At 49.1% G+C, this 14,421-nt stretch carries 14 protein-coding genes and 2 tRNA genes; 11 read left to right on the forward strand and 5 right to left on the reverse strand.

Going from position 1 to position 14,421, the window contains the following annotated elements; translation table 11 throughout:
* Positions 1–30: 30 nt before the first annotated feature.
* Positions 31–1,260, forward strand: a complete 1,230-nt coding sequence (locus QWY82_RS08215; RefSeq protein ID WP_290261237.1) for a serine hydrolase domain-containing protein — start codon at positions 31–33, stop codon at positions 1,258–1,260.
* Between the two features lie 106 nt (positions 1,261–1,366).
* Here the strand turns inward: QWY82_RS08215 and QWY82_RS08220 are convergent, their stop codons facing one another.
* Complete coding sequence (locus tag QWY82_RS08220; RefSeq protein ID WP_290261239.1) at positions 1,367–1,879, reverse strand: DUF1993 domain-containing protein; 513 nt, start codon at positions 1,877–1,879, stop codon at positions 1,367–1,369.
* A 268-nt stretch (positions 1,880–2,147) separates the two neighbouring features.
* A complete protein-coding gene (locus tag QWY82_RS08225) occupies positions 2,148–2,828 on the reverse strand; it encodes a winged helix-turn-helix transcriptional regulator (RefSeq protein ID WP_290261240.1) in 681 nt (226 codons plus the stop codon).
* Between the two features lie 178 nt (positions 2,829–3,006).
* Here QWY82_RS08225 and QWY82_RS08230 point away from each other — a divergent pair, with 178 nt between their 5' ends.
* From QWY82_RS08230 to QWY82_RS08255, 6 genes are all read left to right on the forward strand, one after another.
* Positions 3,007–3,222 (forward strand): tautomerase family protein, encoded by a 216-nt coding sequence (locus QWY82_RS08230; protein WP_290261242.1) that lies wholly within the window; start codon positions 3,007–3,009, stop codon positions 3,220–3,222.
* A 554-nt stretch (positions 3,223–3,776) separates the two neighbouring features.
* On the forward strand, positions 3,777–4,955 hold the full coding sequence (locus tag QWY82_RS08235; RefSeq protein ID WP_290261244.1) for a WD40/YVTN/BNR-like repeat-containing protein: 1,179 nt from the start codon (positions 3,777–3,779) through the stop codon (positions 4,953–4,955).
* A 4-nt stretch (positions 4,956–4,959) separates the two neighbouring features.
* Positions 4,960–5,238: a MoaD/ThiS family protein gene (locus QWY82_RS08240; RefSeq protein ID WP_290261246.1), complete on the forward strand. Its 279-nt coding sequence runs from the start codon at positions 4,960–4,962 to the stop codon at positions 5,236–5,238.
* Positions 5,239–5,768: 530 nt separating this feature from the next.
* Positions 5,769–6,251: a DUF6795 domain-containing protein gene (locus QWY82_RS08245; RefSeq protein WP_290261250.1), complete on the forward strand. Its 483-nt coding sequence runs from the start codon at positions 5,769–5,771 to the stop codon at positions 6,249–6,251.
* A gap of 3 nt (positions 6,252–6,254) precedes the next feature.
* Positions 6,255–7,415, forward strand: coding sequence for a lipase family protein (locus tag QWY82_RS08250; protein ID WP_290261252.1), 1,161 nt, complete (start codon positions 6,255–6,257; stop codon positions 7,413–7,415).
* On the forward strand, positions 7,415–8,254 hold the full coding sequence (locus QWY82_RS08255) for a hypothetical protein (protein WP_290261254.1): 840 nt from the start codon (positions 7,415–7,417) through the stop codon (positions 8,252–8,254). Before QWY82_RS08250 ends, QWY82_RS08255 begins: the two co-directional genes overlap by 1 nt.
* 157 nt (positions 8,255–8,411) lie before the next feature.
* Here the strand turns inward: QWY82_RS08255 and QWY82_RS08260 are convergent, their stop codons facing one another.
* Positions 8,412–9,227, reverse strand: coding sequence for an SDR family NAD(P)-dependent oxidoreductase (locus QWY82_RS08260; protein WP_290261256.1), 816 nt, complete (start codon positions 9,225–9,227; stop codon positions 8,412–8,414).
* A gap of 209 nt (positions 9,228–9,436) precedes the next feature.
* Positions 9,437–10,423: a zinc-dependent alcohol dehydrogenase family protein gene (locus tag QWY82_RS08265; RefSeq protein WP_290261259.1), complete on the reverse strand. Its 987-nt coding sequence runs from the start codon at positions 10,421–10,423 to the stop codon at positions 9,437–9,439.
* A gap of 130 nt (positions 10,424–10,553) precedes the next feature.
* Here QWY82_RS08265 and QWY82_RS08270 point away from each other — a divergent pair, with 130 nt between their 5' ends.
* Positions 10,554–11,450 carry a LysR family transcriptional regulator gene (locus QWY82_RS08270; protein ID WP_290261261.1) on the forward strand — a complete coding sequence of 299 codons (897 nt, stop codon included), beginning with the start codon at positions 10,554–10,556 and terminating at the stop codon, positions 11,448–11,450.
* 136 nt (positions 11,451–11,586) lie between these two features.
* Here the strand turns inward: QWY82_RS08270 and QWY82_RS08275 are convergent, their stop codons facing one another.
* On the reverse strand, positions 11,587–12,753 hold the full coding sequence (locus tag QWY82_RS08275) for a hypothetical protein (protein ID WP_290261264.1): 1,167 nt from the start codon (positions 12,751–12,753) through the stop codon (positions 11,587–11,589).
* Between the two features lie 1,194 nt (positions 12,754–13,947).
* On the opposite strand from QWY82_RS08275, the gene QWY82_RS08280 reads away from it, so the two are divergent.
* The 3 genes from QWY82_RS08280 to QWY82_RS08290 all read left to right on the forward strand — a co-directional run bounded on the left by QWY82_RS08280 (position 13,948) and on the right by QWY82_RS08290 (position 14,350).
* Positions 13,948–14,106 carry a hypothetical protein gene (locus tag QWY82_RS08280; protein WP_290261265.1) on the forward strand — a complete coding sequence of 53 codons (159 nt, stop codon included), beginning with the start codon at positions 13,948–13,950 and terminating at the stop codon, positions 14,104–14,106.
* 85 nt (positions 14,107–14,191) lie between these two features.
* Positions 14,192–14,268: transfer RNA gene (locus QWY82_RS08285), tRNA-Leu, on the forward strand.
* An 8-nt stretch (positions 14,269–14,276) separates the two neighbouring features.
* Positions 14,277–14,350 (forward strand) — tRNA-Gln (locus tag QWY82_RS08290).
* The last annotated feature ends 71 nt before the right edge of the window (positions 14,351–14,421 follow it).

Here is a 14,421-nt window from a genome sequence, read left to right on the forward strand (position 1 = left end):
AATTAAAATAAAAGCAGTGGATATCTTGGTATGAATGGTTTTGGCCCAGTAAAAAAAGTTGGCGTGGTTGTTGTGTTGTTGGTGGCACTCTTAGCAGGCCTATTTTCAACTGAAATTCGCCAGCTTTACCACACAGTACATCTATTTGATGCCGATGTGATTGTGCATAATTTCTCCCATATGCGCGATATCGCGCCTAGCAAGGTGATACCTCGCAAAGGGCCAGTGAATCGCTTCGCTGTGGATGAAAAGCCTTTGCCGGATCTATTCCAATATCAAGGCGAGGCGCGAAACTTAAGCGAGTTTCTAGCCGACTCCAGCACCACTGCTTTAGTGGTGATTCAGGGCAATACACTTACGCATGAGAGTTATTATCAGGGCACGCAAGCCACGGACTATCGAATTTCTTGGTCTATGGCGAAAAGCTTTCTCAGTGCCATCTTCGGCGTGGCGGTAGAAGCGGGTGCGATCAAAGATTTAAATGCGCCGGTAACCGACTATGTGCCCAGCCTTAAGGGTAGCGGTTATGACGGCGTAACGATTAAGAATGTTTTACAGATGTCTAGCGGCGTGTACTTCAATGAAGATTATGGCGATTTTAACAGCGACATAAATCGCTTTGGTCGCGTGATGGCGTTGGGTGGCAGCTTTGATGAGTTTGCGGCATCGCTAACCTCTGGGCGCGAACAGGGTACCTTTATGCACTATGTGAGCATTGATACTCACGTGATTGGCATGGTGCTGCGGGCGGCGACTGGAAAATCGATTGTTGATTATTTCCACGAAAATCTTTGGTCAAAAATCGGTTCCGAACAGGATGCTATTTACATCACAGATAGCACCGGTGAGCCCATGGTGTTGGGCGGTTTAAACCTCATAAGCCGCGACTACGCCCGCTTGGGCATGCTGTATCGCGACAAGGGTGTTGTTAATGGCCAGCAGGTTATACCTGCAGATTGGATCGAGAAGAGTATTACCCCAGATGCGCCGCATCTGATGCCCGGCAAGCGCGATAGCGCCAATACCAAACTTGGTTACGGCTATCAATGGTGGCTGCCAGAGAACCCCGATCAAGAATTTTTAGCCATCGGAATTTACGGCCAGTATATCTATGTGGATCGCAAGCATGATGTGGTGATTGTAAAAAACAGTGCCGATCGAAATTTTATGGCCAATAATTACGAAAACACAGATATTGCCATTGCTGCCTTCCGGGCAATTGCGCAATCACTGAACGCAAAGAACACCAATGCGAATTAACGTTTCACGATTTTAGTGCTGGCTAATTGATAGCTCCGAAAGAAAGCGGATAAATAATGTAACAATAAAGGCCGCACATAAGCGGCCGCTAGCCTTTTCGTGAGTATTAAGATTTGTAGGGCATGGCGCCCAGATAATCCTTCTTGCCTACATCAACACCGTTGTGACGTAAAATGGCGTAAGCCGTGCTGATGTGAAAATAGATATTGGGTGTGGCGTGTTGAATGGCAAATTCGACGCCGCTCAAGGTTTTTCCTTCCCAGCGCGGTTGCGATACCGTTTGGCTGGCGGCATTGGTGAAGTCAGCCGGCGTGAAGGTGGCTAGATAAGCGATCACGTCTTGAATACGCGTTTGCAATTGGGCCAAGGTCGTTTCTGTGTCTTCATGCTTGGGTGCTGAATCGGCCTTGCCCGCCACGCGCGCTGCACCTAGTTTGGCGGTATCACAAGCAATTTGTACTTGCCGTGTTAGGTTGAATTGGTCTGGCGCTAGGCGTGAGTTTAACAATACCTCAGGGGCGATTTTTTTTGTTTCGGCAAATGCCGCGGCCTTGTCCAAAATGGCGCTTAAATTGGTGAGCATTTTACTGAACTGTACAACGGTCAAGTCGTATATCATGGGGTTATCCTCTGAGGTGTTGCAGGTGCCGCAACCGGCTGGCTGCTGGGCGTCTTGCCTAGATGGGGGCGCCAATGTGGAAAACAACGGCTGGGCAAGAGTTATTTTTGCAAGGGGTTATTGTTACGACTGTGGTTAATTGGAGAGCCGCAATTAACAGCCTGCATTTTCTAGGTAACGAAGAGCGGAAAAGGTGTCGCGCGCTATTGCCTTAATCAACTTAGGTGGCCTTCAATTTAGGAAATCCTCAGCTCAATAAATCTTCAACTCAGGCGATCTTCAACTTAGGTGCAAAGTCACTTCTCACCATCCATTGGTCTATGGTTGCGGCCAGGTGTTTGTCGCCGAGTAGTACAATTTTTTTATGTCGTAATTCATCGGCTAATTCAGAGAGGCCAATCCATACGGAGGTTAGTGCTTTTAGTTCTGCCATTACGCACAGGTCAACTTCAAAGCCTGGGTCTTTGGTGCATAAATCTACGCTGCAGCCAGGTTTGTATATTAGCCAAAAATTACGTTTGTCCTTTCCAAGCTCTGTAAATACAAATTGAATCACTTTTTTTGTGGTGGTGAATGGCGAGATATCAACCTTGCGACGCACGTTCCACATCAGTAATTTGGCGTCTAGCTTCTCTAGCGTGACTTCTGCATCGATATTGCGATGCGCCCACTTGCCCAGAGCAAACACGATGGGCCCTAACTCGTGACCTATTTCAGTGATTTTGTAGTCTATATTGCCGTCCAGCTCTTCGCGCGTTATTAATCCTAGATCTTCCATGCCTTTGAGTCGCTTTGATAGTAGCGACGGCGACATGCTGGGCACGCCGCGTTTAATTTCGTTAAAGCGACTAGAGCCAGACCACATTTCGCAAAGAATGAGCAGGGTCCAGCGCGGTTCAAGTACTTCACAGGCTTTGGCAATTGGGCAGAATTGATTATAACTTTGCATTGACATTCCCTTTTCGTATAAGTGGCGTCAAGTGTTGATCCAGTATAGGGCCGAGGTTGAGTTGCGGCTAGTACAAAAAAAGTACCGCATGTGGTTCAGTTTCTACACTGGCCAGTTAGTTTTTCAGCGGTCACTATTGAGATTCGATAAATCACTAGGTAATAGCAAGGAGAAAATGATGCCACTGGTAAATATTGATGTCATCGAAGGCGTTTTTACCGCTCAGCAAAAGCAGGATATGATTCGCAATGTCACCGATACTATGGTTGCCATAGAAGGTGAGAATTTACGCGGTGTAACTTGGGTAAAAATTAATGAAGTTAAAACTGGCGATTGGGGCATAGGCGGGAAGATGCTGTCCTCTGGGGATGTGAAGGCCATGGCTGGCAGATAAAAATTGCCATACTTAGGCCTCATGTTTGTATAGGTTTGGGTCCGTGTTACCCCACATCAATGAAAAGTTTTTGTTCACTTGAATTTGATTTTCGCTTAATTGATGTGGGGGAAATGCGACATTTTTTGAAAAACTAGCCAAGCTTCAAGCTTCAAGCTCCAAGCTTCAAGCGCCAAAATTCAAAGTGGCCCCCTGTGGCGCATAAGCTGTTTAAACTCGTACATAGCTAAACCAAACCAAACCAAACCAAACCAAACCAAACGCTAACGCGCTCCGCGTTAACCACATATTTGCTGGGCCAGAATCACTCCCGCTACGACGCGTACTTTTTCAAGCTTGATGCATTGGGATAACGTGCGCTCAGTCGCTTTTGATTTTATTCAGGCGTAGGTCTGACTTTGTGGCTTACCTACTAGCCAGCCATTAGCCGCTAGACTAGATTAATGATCTTGTGCGCTGTGCGTTTAGCGGCGTAATGTTGTGGCTGGTTTAAATAGAGGTTGGTTAAGTAGCGGTTGGTTAAATAGAGATAGGTTAAATAAGAGGGAAGCGCTATGGCAAACAAACTATTGCTTGGCACCCGCAAGGGTTGCGTCATTATTGATAAAACCGAGGCGGGTTGGCGGGCTCGGCCGATTGAGCATGCCGGTATACCCGTTTGCTTTGCCACCCAAGACCCGCGCGACGGTACCCTGTGGGCATCGCTGGATCACGGCCATTGGGGGCCGAAGCTGTCGCGTTCGAAAGACGATGGCGCCAGCTGGGAGGATATTTCCAGCCTCAAGTACCCAAAAGATGCGCGCTACATCACCAAGGTTTTACCCACCCCAGATGCCGAAGAACCCTCGGGCGCGCCCGAGTATTCGCCCGCAGCGGTCTATAAAATTTGGCACCTGGCCTTCGGCCATAGCAGTCAGCCCGGCCGACTTTACGCGGGCACCATTCCCGGCGGCCTGTTTGTCTCCGACGATGGCGGCACTAGCTGGGCGCTGAATCGCCCCTTGTGGGATCACCCTAGCCGTGGCGGCGATTTATTTGCTGGTGAGGCAAGCAGCGAAAACACCTGGGGCGGCACGCCAGCGAGTATTGATTACGGCGTATTTGAGCCGGGAATTCACTCCATTATCGTCAACCCGCAGAATGCCAATCACCTGTATGTGGCTGTGTCTTCGGCCGGCGTGCTTGAGTCTTTAGATGGCGGCCAGAGTTGGGCGCCGCGCAACCGCGGCATGTTGATGGATTATTTGCCCGACCCAGAGGCGGAATGGGGCCACGACCCGCACTATGTAAGCGCCTGTGCCGGCGCGCCTAATCACCTTTGGCAGCAAAATCACTGCGGCGTGTTTTACAGCGATAACGGTGGTCAGCAATGGCGCAAGGTGAGCAAGCCAGAACAGGGCGTGCATTTTGGTTTCCCCGTTGCGGTAGATGCGAAAGATGGTAAAAGCGCTTGGGTGGTGCCGGCACGCGCAGATTCAGAACGCATGGCCCTTGATGGCGGTTTGTGCGTGGCAAGAACCAGCGATGGCGGCGAGCACTGGACGGTGCTAAGAGCTGGCCTGCCGCAACAAGATGCTTACGATATTGTGTTGCGTCACGCCTTGGATGTCTCCGGCGATACCCTGTGTTTCGGCAGCAGCACCGGCAATGTGTATTTATCGGAAGATAGAGGGGACAGCTGGCAGTGTTTAGGCAATAACTTTCCGCCGGTTTACTCCGTGCGTTTTGGGTAGAGGCATGGCCAGCTTAGAAGTGACTCGCCATCTGTACCGCTTTTTTCCACAACTGGAAAATGCCCAACTTTCCTTGCCGGCTGGTTCAGTGGCCGAGGTGCTTGCGGCGGTGGAGCGCCAGGTGCCGGGCTTTTGCGATTACGTGTTAGATGAACAAGGGCGCCTGCGTCGGCACGTGAACCTGTGCGTCAATAATAATCTTTTGATAGACCGCAATGGTCTTTCTGATCGTGTCGGGGAAAAGGATACGCTGTTTGTGTTTCAAGCGTTAAGTGGCGGCTAGTGTTGTCCATCGGCTGTGTGGTCACGGGTTCTTGCTTGACGGCAGAAAAACCACCACCGATTACAGTTTGAAAATGTTATCGACGCGCCTTGAGGTTGAAAGCTTGGCCTTGGCTGGCCGTAAACCTGTGATAAGGGTCACATTAATCGTCATGCGCTCGTTTGCCTGATCGAAGATGCGCGTTTGCGGGTGACAAATTGATCGCTAAACCCTTGATTTTAGGCGCTGTAGCTTAGGTGTTAATTGCTTGGTACTTACGTGCCTCATAATATGCTTTTTAATGATTTTTCATCGACAAATGGACTAAGCCCTATAGAATCGTCTGATTCAACGTAGACGCGTTTCTCAGCCGTCTTATTGCGCACTAGACTAAGGAGCGGTCTTGCCAAATTCATCTCATCGCACTGCTTGCAGTCAGCTCTTTCTCTGGGCCGTGAACTGCTACAATCCTGCTCGTTACATAAATTACCTTACGCTCAGTATGCCTATGGCGCTGCCGCCTGAACTAACAAAAACAGCAAGGTAGCCCCGTGAAATCCATTCGAAATATCTATCTCATTACGCTAATTGCATTTTCCTCATTAGCTTGTTCTCAAAGTGGAGCCCCTATGTCTATATTGGATGCCGGTAAGGCTTATTTTTTTTCTCCTGTCTCTATGCAAATTTATCGAGATGGGCAGCCAGTAGTTGGCGCTAACGTTGTAAGACGCTGGGAGCATTCAACCATTGAGCAGGATGAGTCAACGACTGATGCTGAGGGGAAAGTCAACTTTCCAGAGGTTCGTCGACGCACAATAGTTCAAGTTATACCGGCGGAGTTTGTTGTGGCGCAACAAATTATCGTTGTTGTAGAGGGTGAAGAAATAGAGGTGTGGTCAAATTCAAAGCGAGACTCTGCGATAAACTCGGAGTTGGGCGGTAAGCCGCTGAACTTTCGCTGCGAGCTTAATGATGAAGAACAGTTGCACAGAGATTTTGGTTCGGCTTTTTTTACAAAATGCACTTGGGAATAGAAAATGGAAAATCTTGCTCCCGCTTACGCGGCTAATTTAGCATCGGATGTTTACGATGTAAAAACCACATTGTTACGTGAAAATTTTAAGAAAATCTATAAAAAAGATTTTCTCATGTCTGAAAGTGAAACTTTGAGTGGCAAAACCGGTGCCTTTCTTTTTTTAAAAAGTGAGCACACCATGGGGGTGGCGGCCTGCGGCATTAATGAGTACGAAGGCCATGCTATTATCGCCCTTAAAGGTACTGCGAGTGGATTTGATGCGTTAACTGATCTTAATGCAGGAATAAAGCGTTTTGTTACGGGCGGCGAAGTCCATCAAGGCTTCTATTATACGTTTAAATCTTTTCTCCCAGATTTAGATCAATTTATTAAGTCATTGCCGCCGTCGGTTCACACGCTCCATTGTGTTGGCCATAGCTTAGGGGGTGCATTGGCGACGCTGGTTGCAGATTATCTGCGGAAAATTTCCAGTCGCCGGACCAAGTTATATACCTTTGGTAGCCCGCGGGTTGGCCTGCAGTTCTTTGCTGAGGGTTCGGCGCGTCGTATTGGCCGCGACAATGTCTTTCGGGTATACCACAAAACTGACCCGGTACCGATGGTTCCTACCTGGCCCTTTATGCATGTGCCCGACGGTGGCCCAGGCGATATTTTATTGAACTCTGGTTTAGCGCTTAATCCAGCCGCCTATCACAAGATGGGCAATTATATAAAATCTATTTCCGCAGGTGAAACTAAAGGCGACTGGGATGCACTTCGTAGATTGCGCCCACGGCCTAACCTTACGCGTAGCGTAGAGCAGTGGTTGGAAAGCGACAGTGTTGTCAGCCTCACCCTGAGTACAGCGCAGCTCGCGGGCGATGCGGTGATGTGGGTGGTTAAAAAGGTTGCGCAACTCGCCGGTATTTCGCTGGTGATGACAGGTAGTACGGCCTTTACCATTCTCGATAGGTTGGCGATTTTAATGCAGCGCGCCTATGAATTTGGTAAAGCGGTTTCCCATTGGGTGGTGCGTTTGATGAAGCGCTTGGCGCAATTAATTGGTATTGTTATTACCGAAACAACGAACATCACCCTCAATTTAATTCGCACCGTTTTTATTCGTATGCACAAGGCGGTATCTGAACTGGTGTTGCGTGCTGGGCGTTCCAACGAGCAATAATGTCGATATTTTATACCTACCTATGTGTCGCCGCCGCCTTGGTGGCGGCACTTATCGCCGACTCTCAAGCCTATCGACGTAAATTAGCAGTTGATGAAACTGTTGATGTGGATGGCGCTGGAAGCCGTGGTGAAAACGATGTGAATCGCGATCTTAGCCTGGACGGCAACGGTGTCGAGCGCCTTGAAACTTTTAACGGGTTGGAGTGTGCCGAGCAAAAAGAGCCAGTAACCGATGCCGTGCTGATGTTGTCGCCGTTTTTGGTGTTCTTTTATCCGCAAGATTTTTGGCTGAACTTTGCCGGTTTTATGGCGTTGTGGGCGCTTGGTTGTTGCGCGGTGTATGGCCTTAATAGACTGAATTTGCTTAATCACAGTCTGGAACTACAAAGGCTGATGGGCCCTGGTATTACCTTGCTGGTGGGTATCGGGTATTTGATTTTTCTGCACGAGGGGCCTTTGGCCAGCGCTGTTGATGATTCTGTCAGCGAATTATCCACAGCTAATGCCCCGTTGGTTGAACGTGTGCTGAATAGTTTCCCAGCTTGGTTGTGGTGGGCTTATGGCTTGCTTATACCGGTAAGCTTATTAATGGCCCGGCGCAAAGACGGTACCATGCTTGCTGCCGTCCTATTGCTGTTAGGTTTGGCCATATTGCCATTTTATTCGACCCACTATTGGTGGAGTTTAGCGGCCGGCGTTATCGTATTTTTACTCGCCCTTAAACCGCTGCTGTATGCCATGGATGAAACCAGTAAAGGTGGCATTGGTTTTGTCTTAGTTTTTCTGGCACAGATGATATTCGTTGGTAGTATTGTGGTTTACGCTATCTTTTTCTAACACCTTTGCCACTGAAATAGTGGTTAAGGGCTATTCAATATCATAGAAAAATTCCTGCTTATCTAGGTGTTTGCTGCTCAGCCTCAGCAGGCTGATTGTCTGCGCGAGCAAATAAAGGTGTTCGATAGTTATTGGCGCGAATAGTCGTGTTGCAGTATTAGACGCTTGTTAGAAGCGCTTCCATGGCCTGAATCAGCTCCGCTATCTTATCCGGTTTGTCACTGTCGTATTGTGGTGCTGCGAAACGCTGGGCATCGTTGTCGTAGTATTTACCAGAGGCTGTTGCGAAAGATGTATCGAACGCCGCTTTAATTAAAATGTTGGCGCCGATATTTATCTCGTTACCGGTAATGCCAAAACCTTCCTTTACCATTTTACTGGCCAGTAGTGAGCCGGGGTTTACCGCAATAATGATTGGGCCCGTGGTTTTTAGCTTGGCAGCCATGTGTTGCGACCAAAGTGTCAACGCGAGTTTGCTTTGCGCATAGGCTTCCATGTCTGCAAGAGCTTGATCACCGTTTAGTGCATTAAGGTTGACTTTAGCTTGGGCCGCAGAAGATAGGTTGATAACCCGCGCTTGCTTATCCATTAAGGGCAATAGCCGCTGTGTGAACAGATAGGGCGCTAGGGTATTGACCACGAAGCGTACATCGAGGCCGTTGCTTGTGCGTGTAATGGGTGTTTTTAGTACGCCGGCATTGTTGATTAGCACGTCCAGTTTTTTGTGTTGCGCGGTTACCGCATTGGCTAGCGCTACAACGTCACCCAGCTCTGAAAAGTCTGCTGTAAATTTTTTAATAACGGCGTTGCGATGTAACTGCGTGAGCGATTGCACCACGGCATTTAGTTTTTCTTGATTGCGCCCGTGCAGTAATACCTCGTGCCCCATCGCTACCAGCTTGTTGGCTGTGGCTAAGCCTATGCCGTCGGTAGCGCCGGTAATTAAAATGGTTTTCTTATTATCCGTTTTCATGGTATGAGCTCCGTGGTAAGGACATAAATTAGGCGAGTTAAAAAATCCTAGTCGCTAAAGGGTCGTGCGTTAACAATCAATGATAGGTTGACTAAGGCTGGCGCGCTCGGATCAAGATCACGCTATGGTTGTTTAGCCTTAAACACAAACACAAACACAAACACAAACACCAAAACCCCGCTGTGCGGGGTTTTGGTGCGAATTAGCGGTTAAACATCAATGACAACTTTGCCCATGCCCGCACCGCTGCTCAGGCGTGTGTGTGCGGCGCCCACTTGCTCTAGAGTGAAACGGTTTTCATCTAGAATGGGGCGCAATTTTCCGGCTTCAACAATCTTCGCGAGCTCGCGTAAAATATGGCTGTGTTGTTCGCGCTTATGGTTGTGCAACATGGGAATAAGCATGAATACCACGTGCAGCGACAAGCCCTTAAAATGTGCCGTGGAAAGATCCAATTCCACCATAGAAACGGTTGATGCCACTTGCCCATTTAGCGCTGCGGCCTCAAAGGAATTAGCCATATTGGCGCCGCCGACTGAGTCAAACACTAGATCAAAACCGGAACCGTTGGTGTGCTTGGCTACGTAATCGGCCACGGCTTCGGATTTGTAATTGATGCTCTTGGCGCCTAGTTCTTCGATCAGTGCCAGTTGTTTTTCGCCGCCACCGGTGGCAAAAACCTCGGCGCCAAAAAAGCTCGCCAACTGCAGCGCTACATGACCCACGCCGCCAGAGCCACCGTGAACTAAAACTTTTTGGCCTTTATTGATACCCGCCCGCTGCAGGCCTTCATAAGCGGTAATACCCACTAACGGCAAAGCCGCGGCCTCGCGCATGGACAGGTTCTTTGGTTTAGGTGCAATTAATTGCGCGTCAGCCAATATGTACTCGGCCAGTGCGCCGGGTAGGTCGGCTAGGCCACCGGCACAACCGTAAACCTCGTCGCCAATGGCGTAATCACGCACCCCTTCACCAACGGCTTCAACGGTGCCGGCAAAGTCCATACCTAATAGTGCGGGCAGCGCAGGTGATAAGGGTAGGTCATTGCCCATTTGTCGAATCATGGTGTCGACGGTATTAACGCTGGTGGCCTTTACCCGCACTAACACGTGGCCGGCTTTCAGGCTGGGCTTGGCAATATCGGCGGCTTCAAAAGCATCTGGGCCGCCATAGCTACGAACGATCATGGCTTTCATCTACTAGCTCCTCGATAACAGGCATTGGATAAACAGAAAACGAATTCAATGAAACCAGTGTATTTATTTATATATGTGTTGATAATAGGGTCTCAAAGCTAATCACTTTATAGGTTTTGTTGATAAAAGAATGAATATCGACCATTTAAAGCTGTTTGTACGCTTGGCTTACACCCAGAACATCAGTGCTGCAGGGCAGGCCTTAGGGCTTTCACCGGCGGTAGCCAGTAGCTATGTGAGCAAGTTAGAGCAGAGCATCGGGGTGAGGCTGCTGCACCGAACCACCCGCAAGGTATCGCTCACCGAGGAGGGGTTGGCTTTCTTGCCGCACGCGGAGGATGTATTGGCGAGTGTTGAGGCGGCGCGGGCGGCGGTGGGGGCGGGTCAGTTGTCGCCGCAGGGAAGGCTGCGGGTGGCGGCTCCGGTGTCTTTTGGTCGTATGCATTTGGTGCCGGCGCTGCCCGGGTTTCTAACCCGTTACCCAGAGTTGCAGGTGGATTTTAAGTTATCGGATAGTATCGTCGATTTGGTGGAAGGCGGTTTTGACATCGCTATTCGCAATGCTGCGCTGAAAGACTCAACCCTTATCGCCCGAAAAATGGCGCCGGATAAACGCATCTTGTGCGCGGCGCCTGGGTATCTCGAGCAGTATGGTCGGCCGGCCACTCCGGAGGACTTATTGCAGCATCAATGCATTAATTTATTGGGGCTGGAGAGTTGGCAGCTATTTACCCCTTCGGGCCCCGTTGTGATCAAAACCCAAGGTGCATTTCGCACCGATAACGGCGAAGCCATGCGCGATGCCTGTGTTAACGGTTTAGGCATTTCTATCAATGCGACTTGGAGTGTTTATCAGCATTTGGCTCGAGGCGAGCTAGTGCCGGTGTTGGAAGAATTTCCCTTGGTAGCGGATACAGCGATATGGGCGGTGTACCCCAGTTCGCGTTTACTCGCACCAAAAGTGCGGGCCTTTATTGATTATTTTGCCGATTACTTTGGCGAAACGCCCTATTGGGATTTGGCGTAAACGTTGTTTTCGTGACAGCGATATGAGCTAACTACCCCCGTGTTATTGCACGGGCGGTAAAGTGCAATTGGCGCTGTGGATTTGCGACTATCAAATTTTCCATTTTACGAAGGCGGTATTTTTAGCGGCGCGCAGCCTAATTGTTATTACTATTAGTCTCTCGCCACTCTTTGCGTAACTGAGCCATGAATAGGGATTCAGCCGGTACCTGTATTGTGCTGGCTAACTGTTGGGTGGCGGCCTCGAAGGCTTGAACCGGTGCATTGTCACCGCTTAGCGTGCTACTGGTAGCCACAACTTTGTCTTCCTGAATAAATAGATATATTCGTGTTTCTAATGCCTCGCCGGTGTCTGCTTGGTGGGCTGCAGACATTTGATAGACGTCGAGTGTTTGACCTTTTATTGACCAAGAGAGGCGTTGTAAATCGTTGAACCGAAGTTCGTGCTTTTGTTGGCGCGCGTCGAGCAGCATATCCTTTTGTAACGCCATGGCCTCTTTTTCGAGTGTCGCTTTTATATCCTGCCAATCTGTTGCTTTGATGGGATAGACAGCTAGCGAGAATTGGTCAAACTGAAAATTTTTATCGATATAGGATACCCATGCACCCTGTAGTGGGTGGCGTCGCCATTCTCGTTGGTCAAGCTGATAGTTTCCGACTTGATTTGGCACGATGAGCGCCAGGTCGTAATCAGATGTTCCCAATTTCTGCGCAAGAAACTGCACGCTGAAGGCATCCCTCGCCTCGAGTTGTTCTAACAGAGCAGCGCTGATCGCCTCGGCCATCTGGCTATGCGGGTCTATTGTGGTATTAGCTAGCGTTAGGCTTTGGGTGAAGGGCGTTTCAATCGTGATCAACTCTAGCGGTATGCCACGCCAGCGCAGTGTGGCTTCGGCTTTGAGGACAAAAGCTTGGTGCATGGGTATCAGCATAAGAGATAGGCCCGAGACAACGGCGTTGCCTAGACCCTCCATGCTTTCTTCTAGGTACTGCGCGGTGGCTACGTGCAGTGTGTAATCGGGCGAGTAGCGGCTGTCTTGATGGTGTTCAAAGCGTTGGCTTTTCTGCAAAGCCAGTTGCATATCTGTCGCGCCAATGCGGTTCGACCGGCAGTGCTGCATCACTGACTCTGTGTCGAATGCCAAACACGCTTGATACATGGCCATGCTGGGGTGTTCGTTAACCACTTGCAGCGCAGGAAGTTTTGGTTGGCCGAGTTCAGTTTGCGGTGTTACGGGTGTGTATTGGTTTTGTGTGGCACAACCAGCAAGTATCAACAGGAGGGTGAATGAAAAACGTCGCATCGGATCTACTCTCTGTTGCGCACCTTTCTTAGCTATGGCGCAGGTGTTGGGTTCGGGGCTGGTGCCGCAGGCAGCAAGGCGGGCATTATAACCTGCGATGCGCAAGCTGTGTTGGGTATGGTGCTTGTAGTGTGTTGGCCTCTATAAATGGCGGATCTTTTTACGCCGGTGTTTACTATCCGCCGGAGCTTACTAACCGCTGTCGTTAACGATGGATCGGCCGAAAATCTAATCAAGACTTCACTAATAGATAGTGCTAAACTCCGCGCCACTTAAAAGAGGACTAACCGTGAATTACAGTTTACCCAAAATGCTCAGCCAGCCCGCCCGCCAGGGATGGACCTGCTTTGCCTATGGCAAAAAGGCTGTAAATCTGTAGCGCGTTTCTCATTATCGGAGAGCGCGAGCGCTCCGAATCGAATTCTTTGAATGAACCCGGAGCAAACCTCCGGGTTTTTTTATGGGAAAAATATGTGTTTTTGTTAAAGAATCAATGTAGAGGCTGATTTTATGAAGATGAATTTGGAATAAGTAATTTGAAATTCTATAACCGGACTTAGTAGTGAGGGGTGCTCCTTGCTGCTTAATAGCCTCCCTTTGTGTGCATTTTGCAGGTTAATGGCAAAAGGTATTTTGTCGCCTGTTGAATTGATTAGGGTGAAAAGATCCGGCATTTAGCAGCTAAAAAATAGTGTTGACATGTTTTTTTTAATTTGGCTATTCTATAAAACGTTCACGCAGTACAGGCCTTTACCTGCTGCATAAATATCACGAAATACCAAACGAAAATATTAAGGTTTACTGCCATGAGTTTGAATTTTACCGCGCAAGGGCAAGCGAGTAACGAGCAGAAAAGCGCATATGATTCGCTGCTGCCGTTGTTTCAGCTAGGGCTCTGCCTGATGGCATGTCAGCTGTGTGGTAATAATTATGCTTTGAGTAAGCGTTTGGTTTTGATGTTTTAGCCACCCCTCACCGGTTGGCTAATTGCCAACTGGATTTAGGTTTTCCTGAAAGCCCCAGTTGGTTCGCCAGCTGGGGCTTTTTATTTGCCGGCGATTTTTCAGGTGCCATGGTGAGGTGCCCACCTAAACGGTACCCGCTCTTTATTTTTAAACTAAATCACGGCTTATTTTCACAGCAAGTGATGGTTTATAGATTTTTTAACCAAGACATGGATAGAGGAATGTGTCGATGAAACAAAAACGCCATCGGTATCGCAACCGGATGTTAGCGATAAAAGGCCGCCCGCAATTTCGCTTGCAGGAGCATAGGCTGGAAAAGGGCAAGGGTAGCTATGTGCGATCCGACGCCACGCAGTTTTTGCGTGATGTCGAGTCAAGTGCGCTTTAGGGCTGCGACATTACGAGCTCGCTTGAAATTGTAAAACTTTTACCACCATTCGACCTGCTAAACAGCAAGGTTGGACAATAAGTTTACCTCGCTAGCCCAATTGGCAGAGGCGCTGGCTTTAGATGCCAGAGGTTCCCGGTTCGACGCCGGGGCGAGGTACCAAAAATGAATGCTCCTTGGTGTAGCGGTAACACACCTGACTTTGACTCAGGCATGGTTGGTTCGAATCCAGCAGGAGCAGCCAATTAGGCGCGGTTTGGCCGAGAAACTCGACGCGTTAACTTGGGGTGTTGAGCCCCCGCTTTAATGGTTTTG

Origin of the sequence: Simiduia curdlanivorans (assembly GCF_030409605.1) — a bacterium.
Lineage (GTDB): Bacteria > Pseudomonadota > Gammaproteobacteria > Pseudomonadales > Cellvibrionaceae > Simiduia > Simiduia curdlanivorans.

Coding starts and splice junctions, on each gene's coding strand:
- QWY82_RS08215 (WP_290261237.1), top strand. CDS start 31: ATGAATGGTTTTGGCCCAGTAAAAAAAGTTGGCGTGGTTGTTGTGTTG.
- QWY82_RS08220 (WP_290261239.1), bottom strand. CDS start 1,879: ATGATATACGACTTGACCGTTGTACAGTTCAGTAAAATGCTCACCAAT.
- QWY82_RS08225 (WP_290261240.1), bottom strand. CDS start 2,828: ATGCAAAGTTATAATCAATTCTGCCCAATTGCCAAAGCCTGTGAAGTA.
- QWY82_RS08230 (WP_290261242.1), top strand. CDS start 3,007: ATGCCACTGGTAAATATTGATGTCATCGAAGGCGTTTTTACCGCTCAG.
- QWY82_RS08235 (WP_290261244.1), top strand. CDS start 3,777: ATGGCAAACAAACTATTGCTTGGCACCCGCAAGGGTTGCGTCATTATT.
- QWY82_RS08240 (WP_290261246.1), top strand. CDS start 4,960: ATGGCCAGCTTAGAAGTGACTCGCCATCTGTACCGCTTTTTTCCACAA.
- QWY82_RS08250 (WP_290261252.1), top strand. CDS start 6,255: ATGGAAAATCTTGCTCCCGCTTACGCGGCTAATTTAGCATCGGATGTT.
- QWY82_RS08255 (WP_290261254.1), top strand. CDS start 7,415: ATGTCGATATTTTATACCTACCTATGTGTCGCCGCCGCCTTGGTGGCG.
- QWY82_RS08260 (WP_290261256.1), bottom strand. CDS start 9,227: ATGAAAACGGATAATAAGAAAACCATTTTAATTACCGGCGCTACCGAC.
- QWY82_RS08265 (WP_290261259.1), bottom strand. CDS start 10,423: ATGAAAGCCATGATCGTTCGTAGCTATGGCGGCCCAGATGCTTTTGAA.
- QWY82_RS08270 (WP_290261261.1), top strand. CDS start 10,554: ATGAATATCGACCATTTAAAGCTGTTTGTACGCTTGGCTTACACCCAG.
- QWY82_RS08275 (WP_290261264.1), bottom strand. CDS start 12,753: ATGCGACGTTTTTCATTCACCCTCCTGTTGATACTTGCTGGTTGTGCC.
- QWY82_RS08280 (WP_290261265.1), top strand. CDS start 13,948: ATGAAACAAAAACGCCATCGGTATCGCAACCGGATGTTAGCGATAAAA.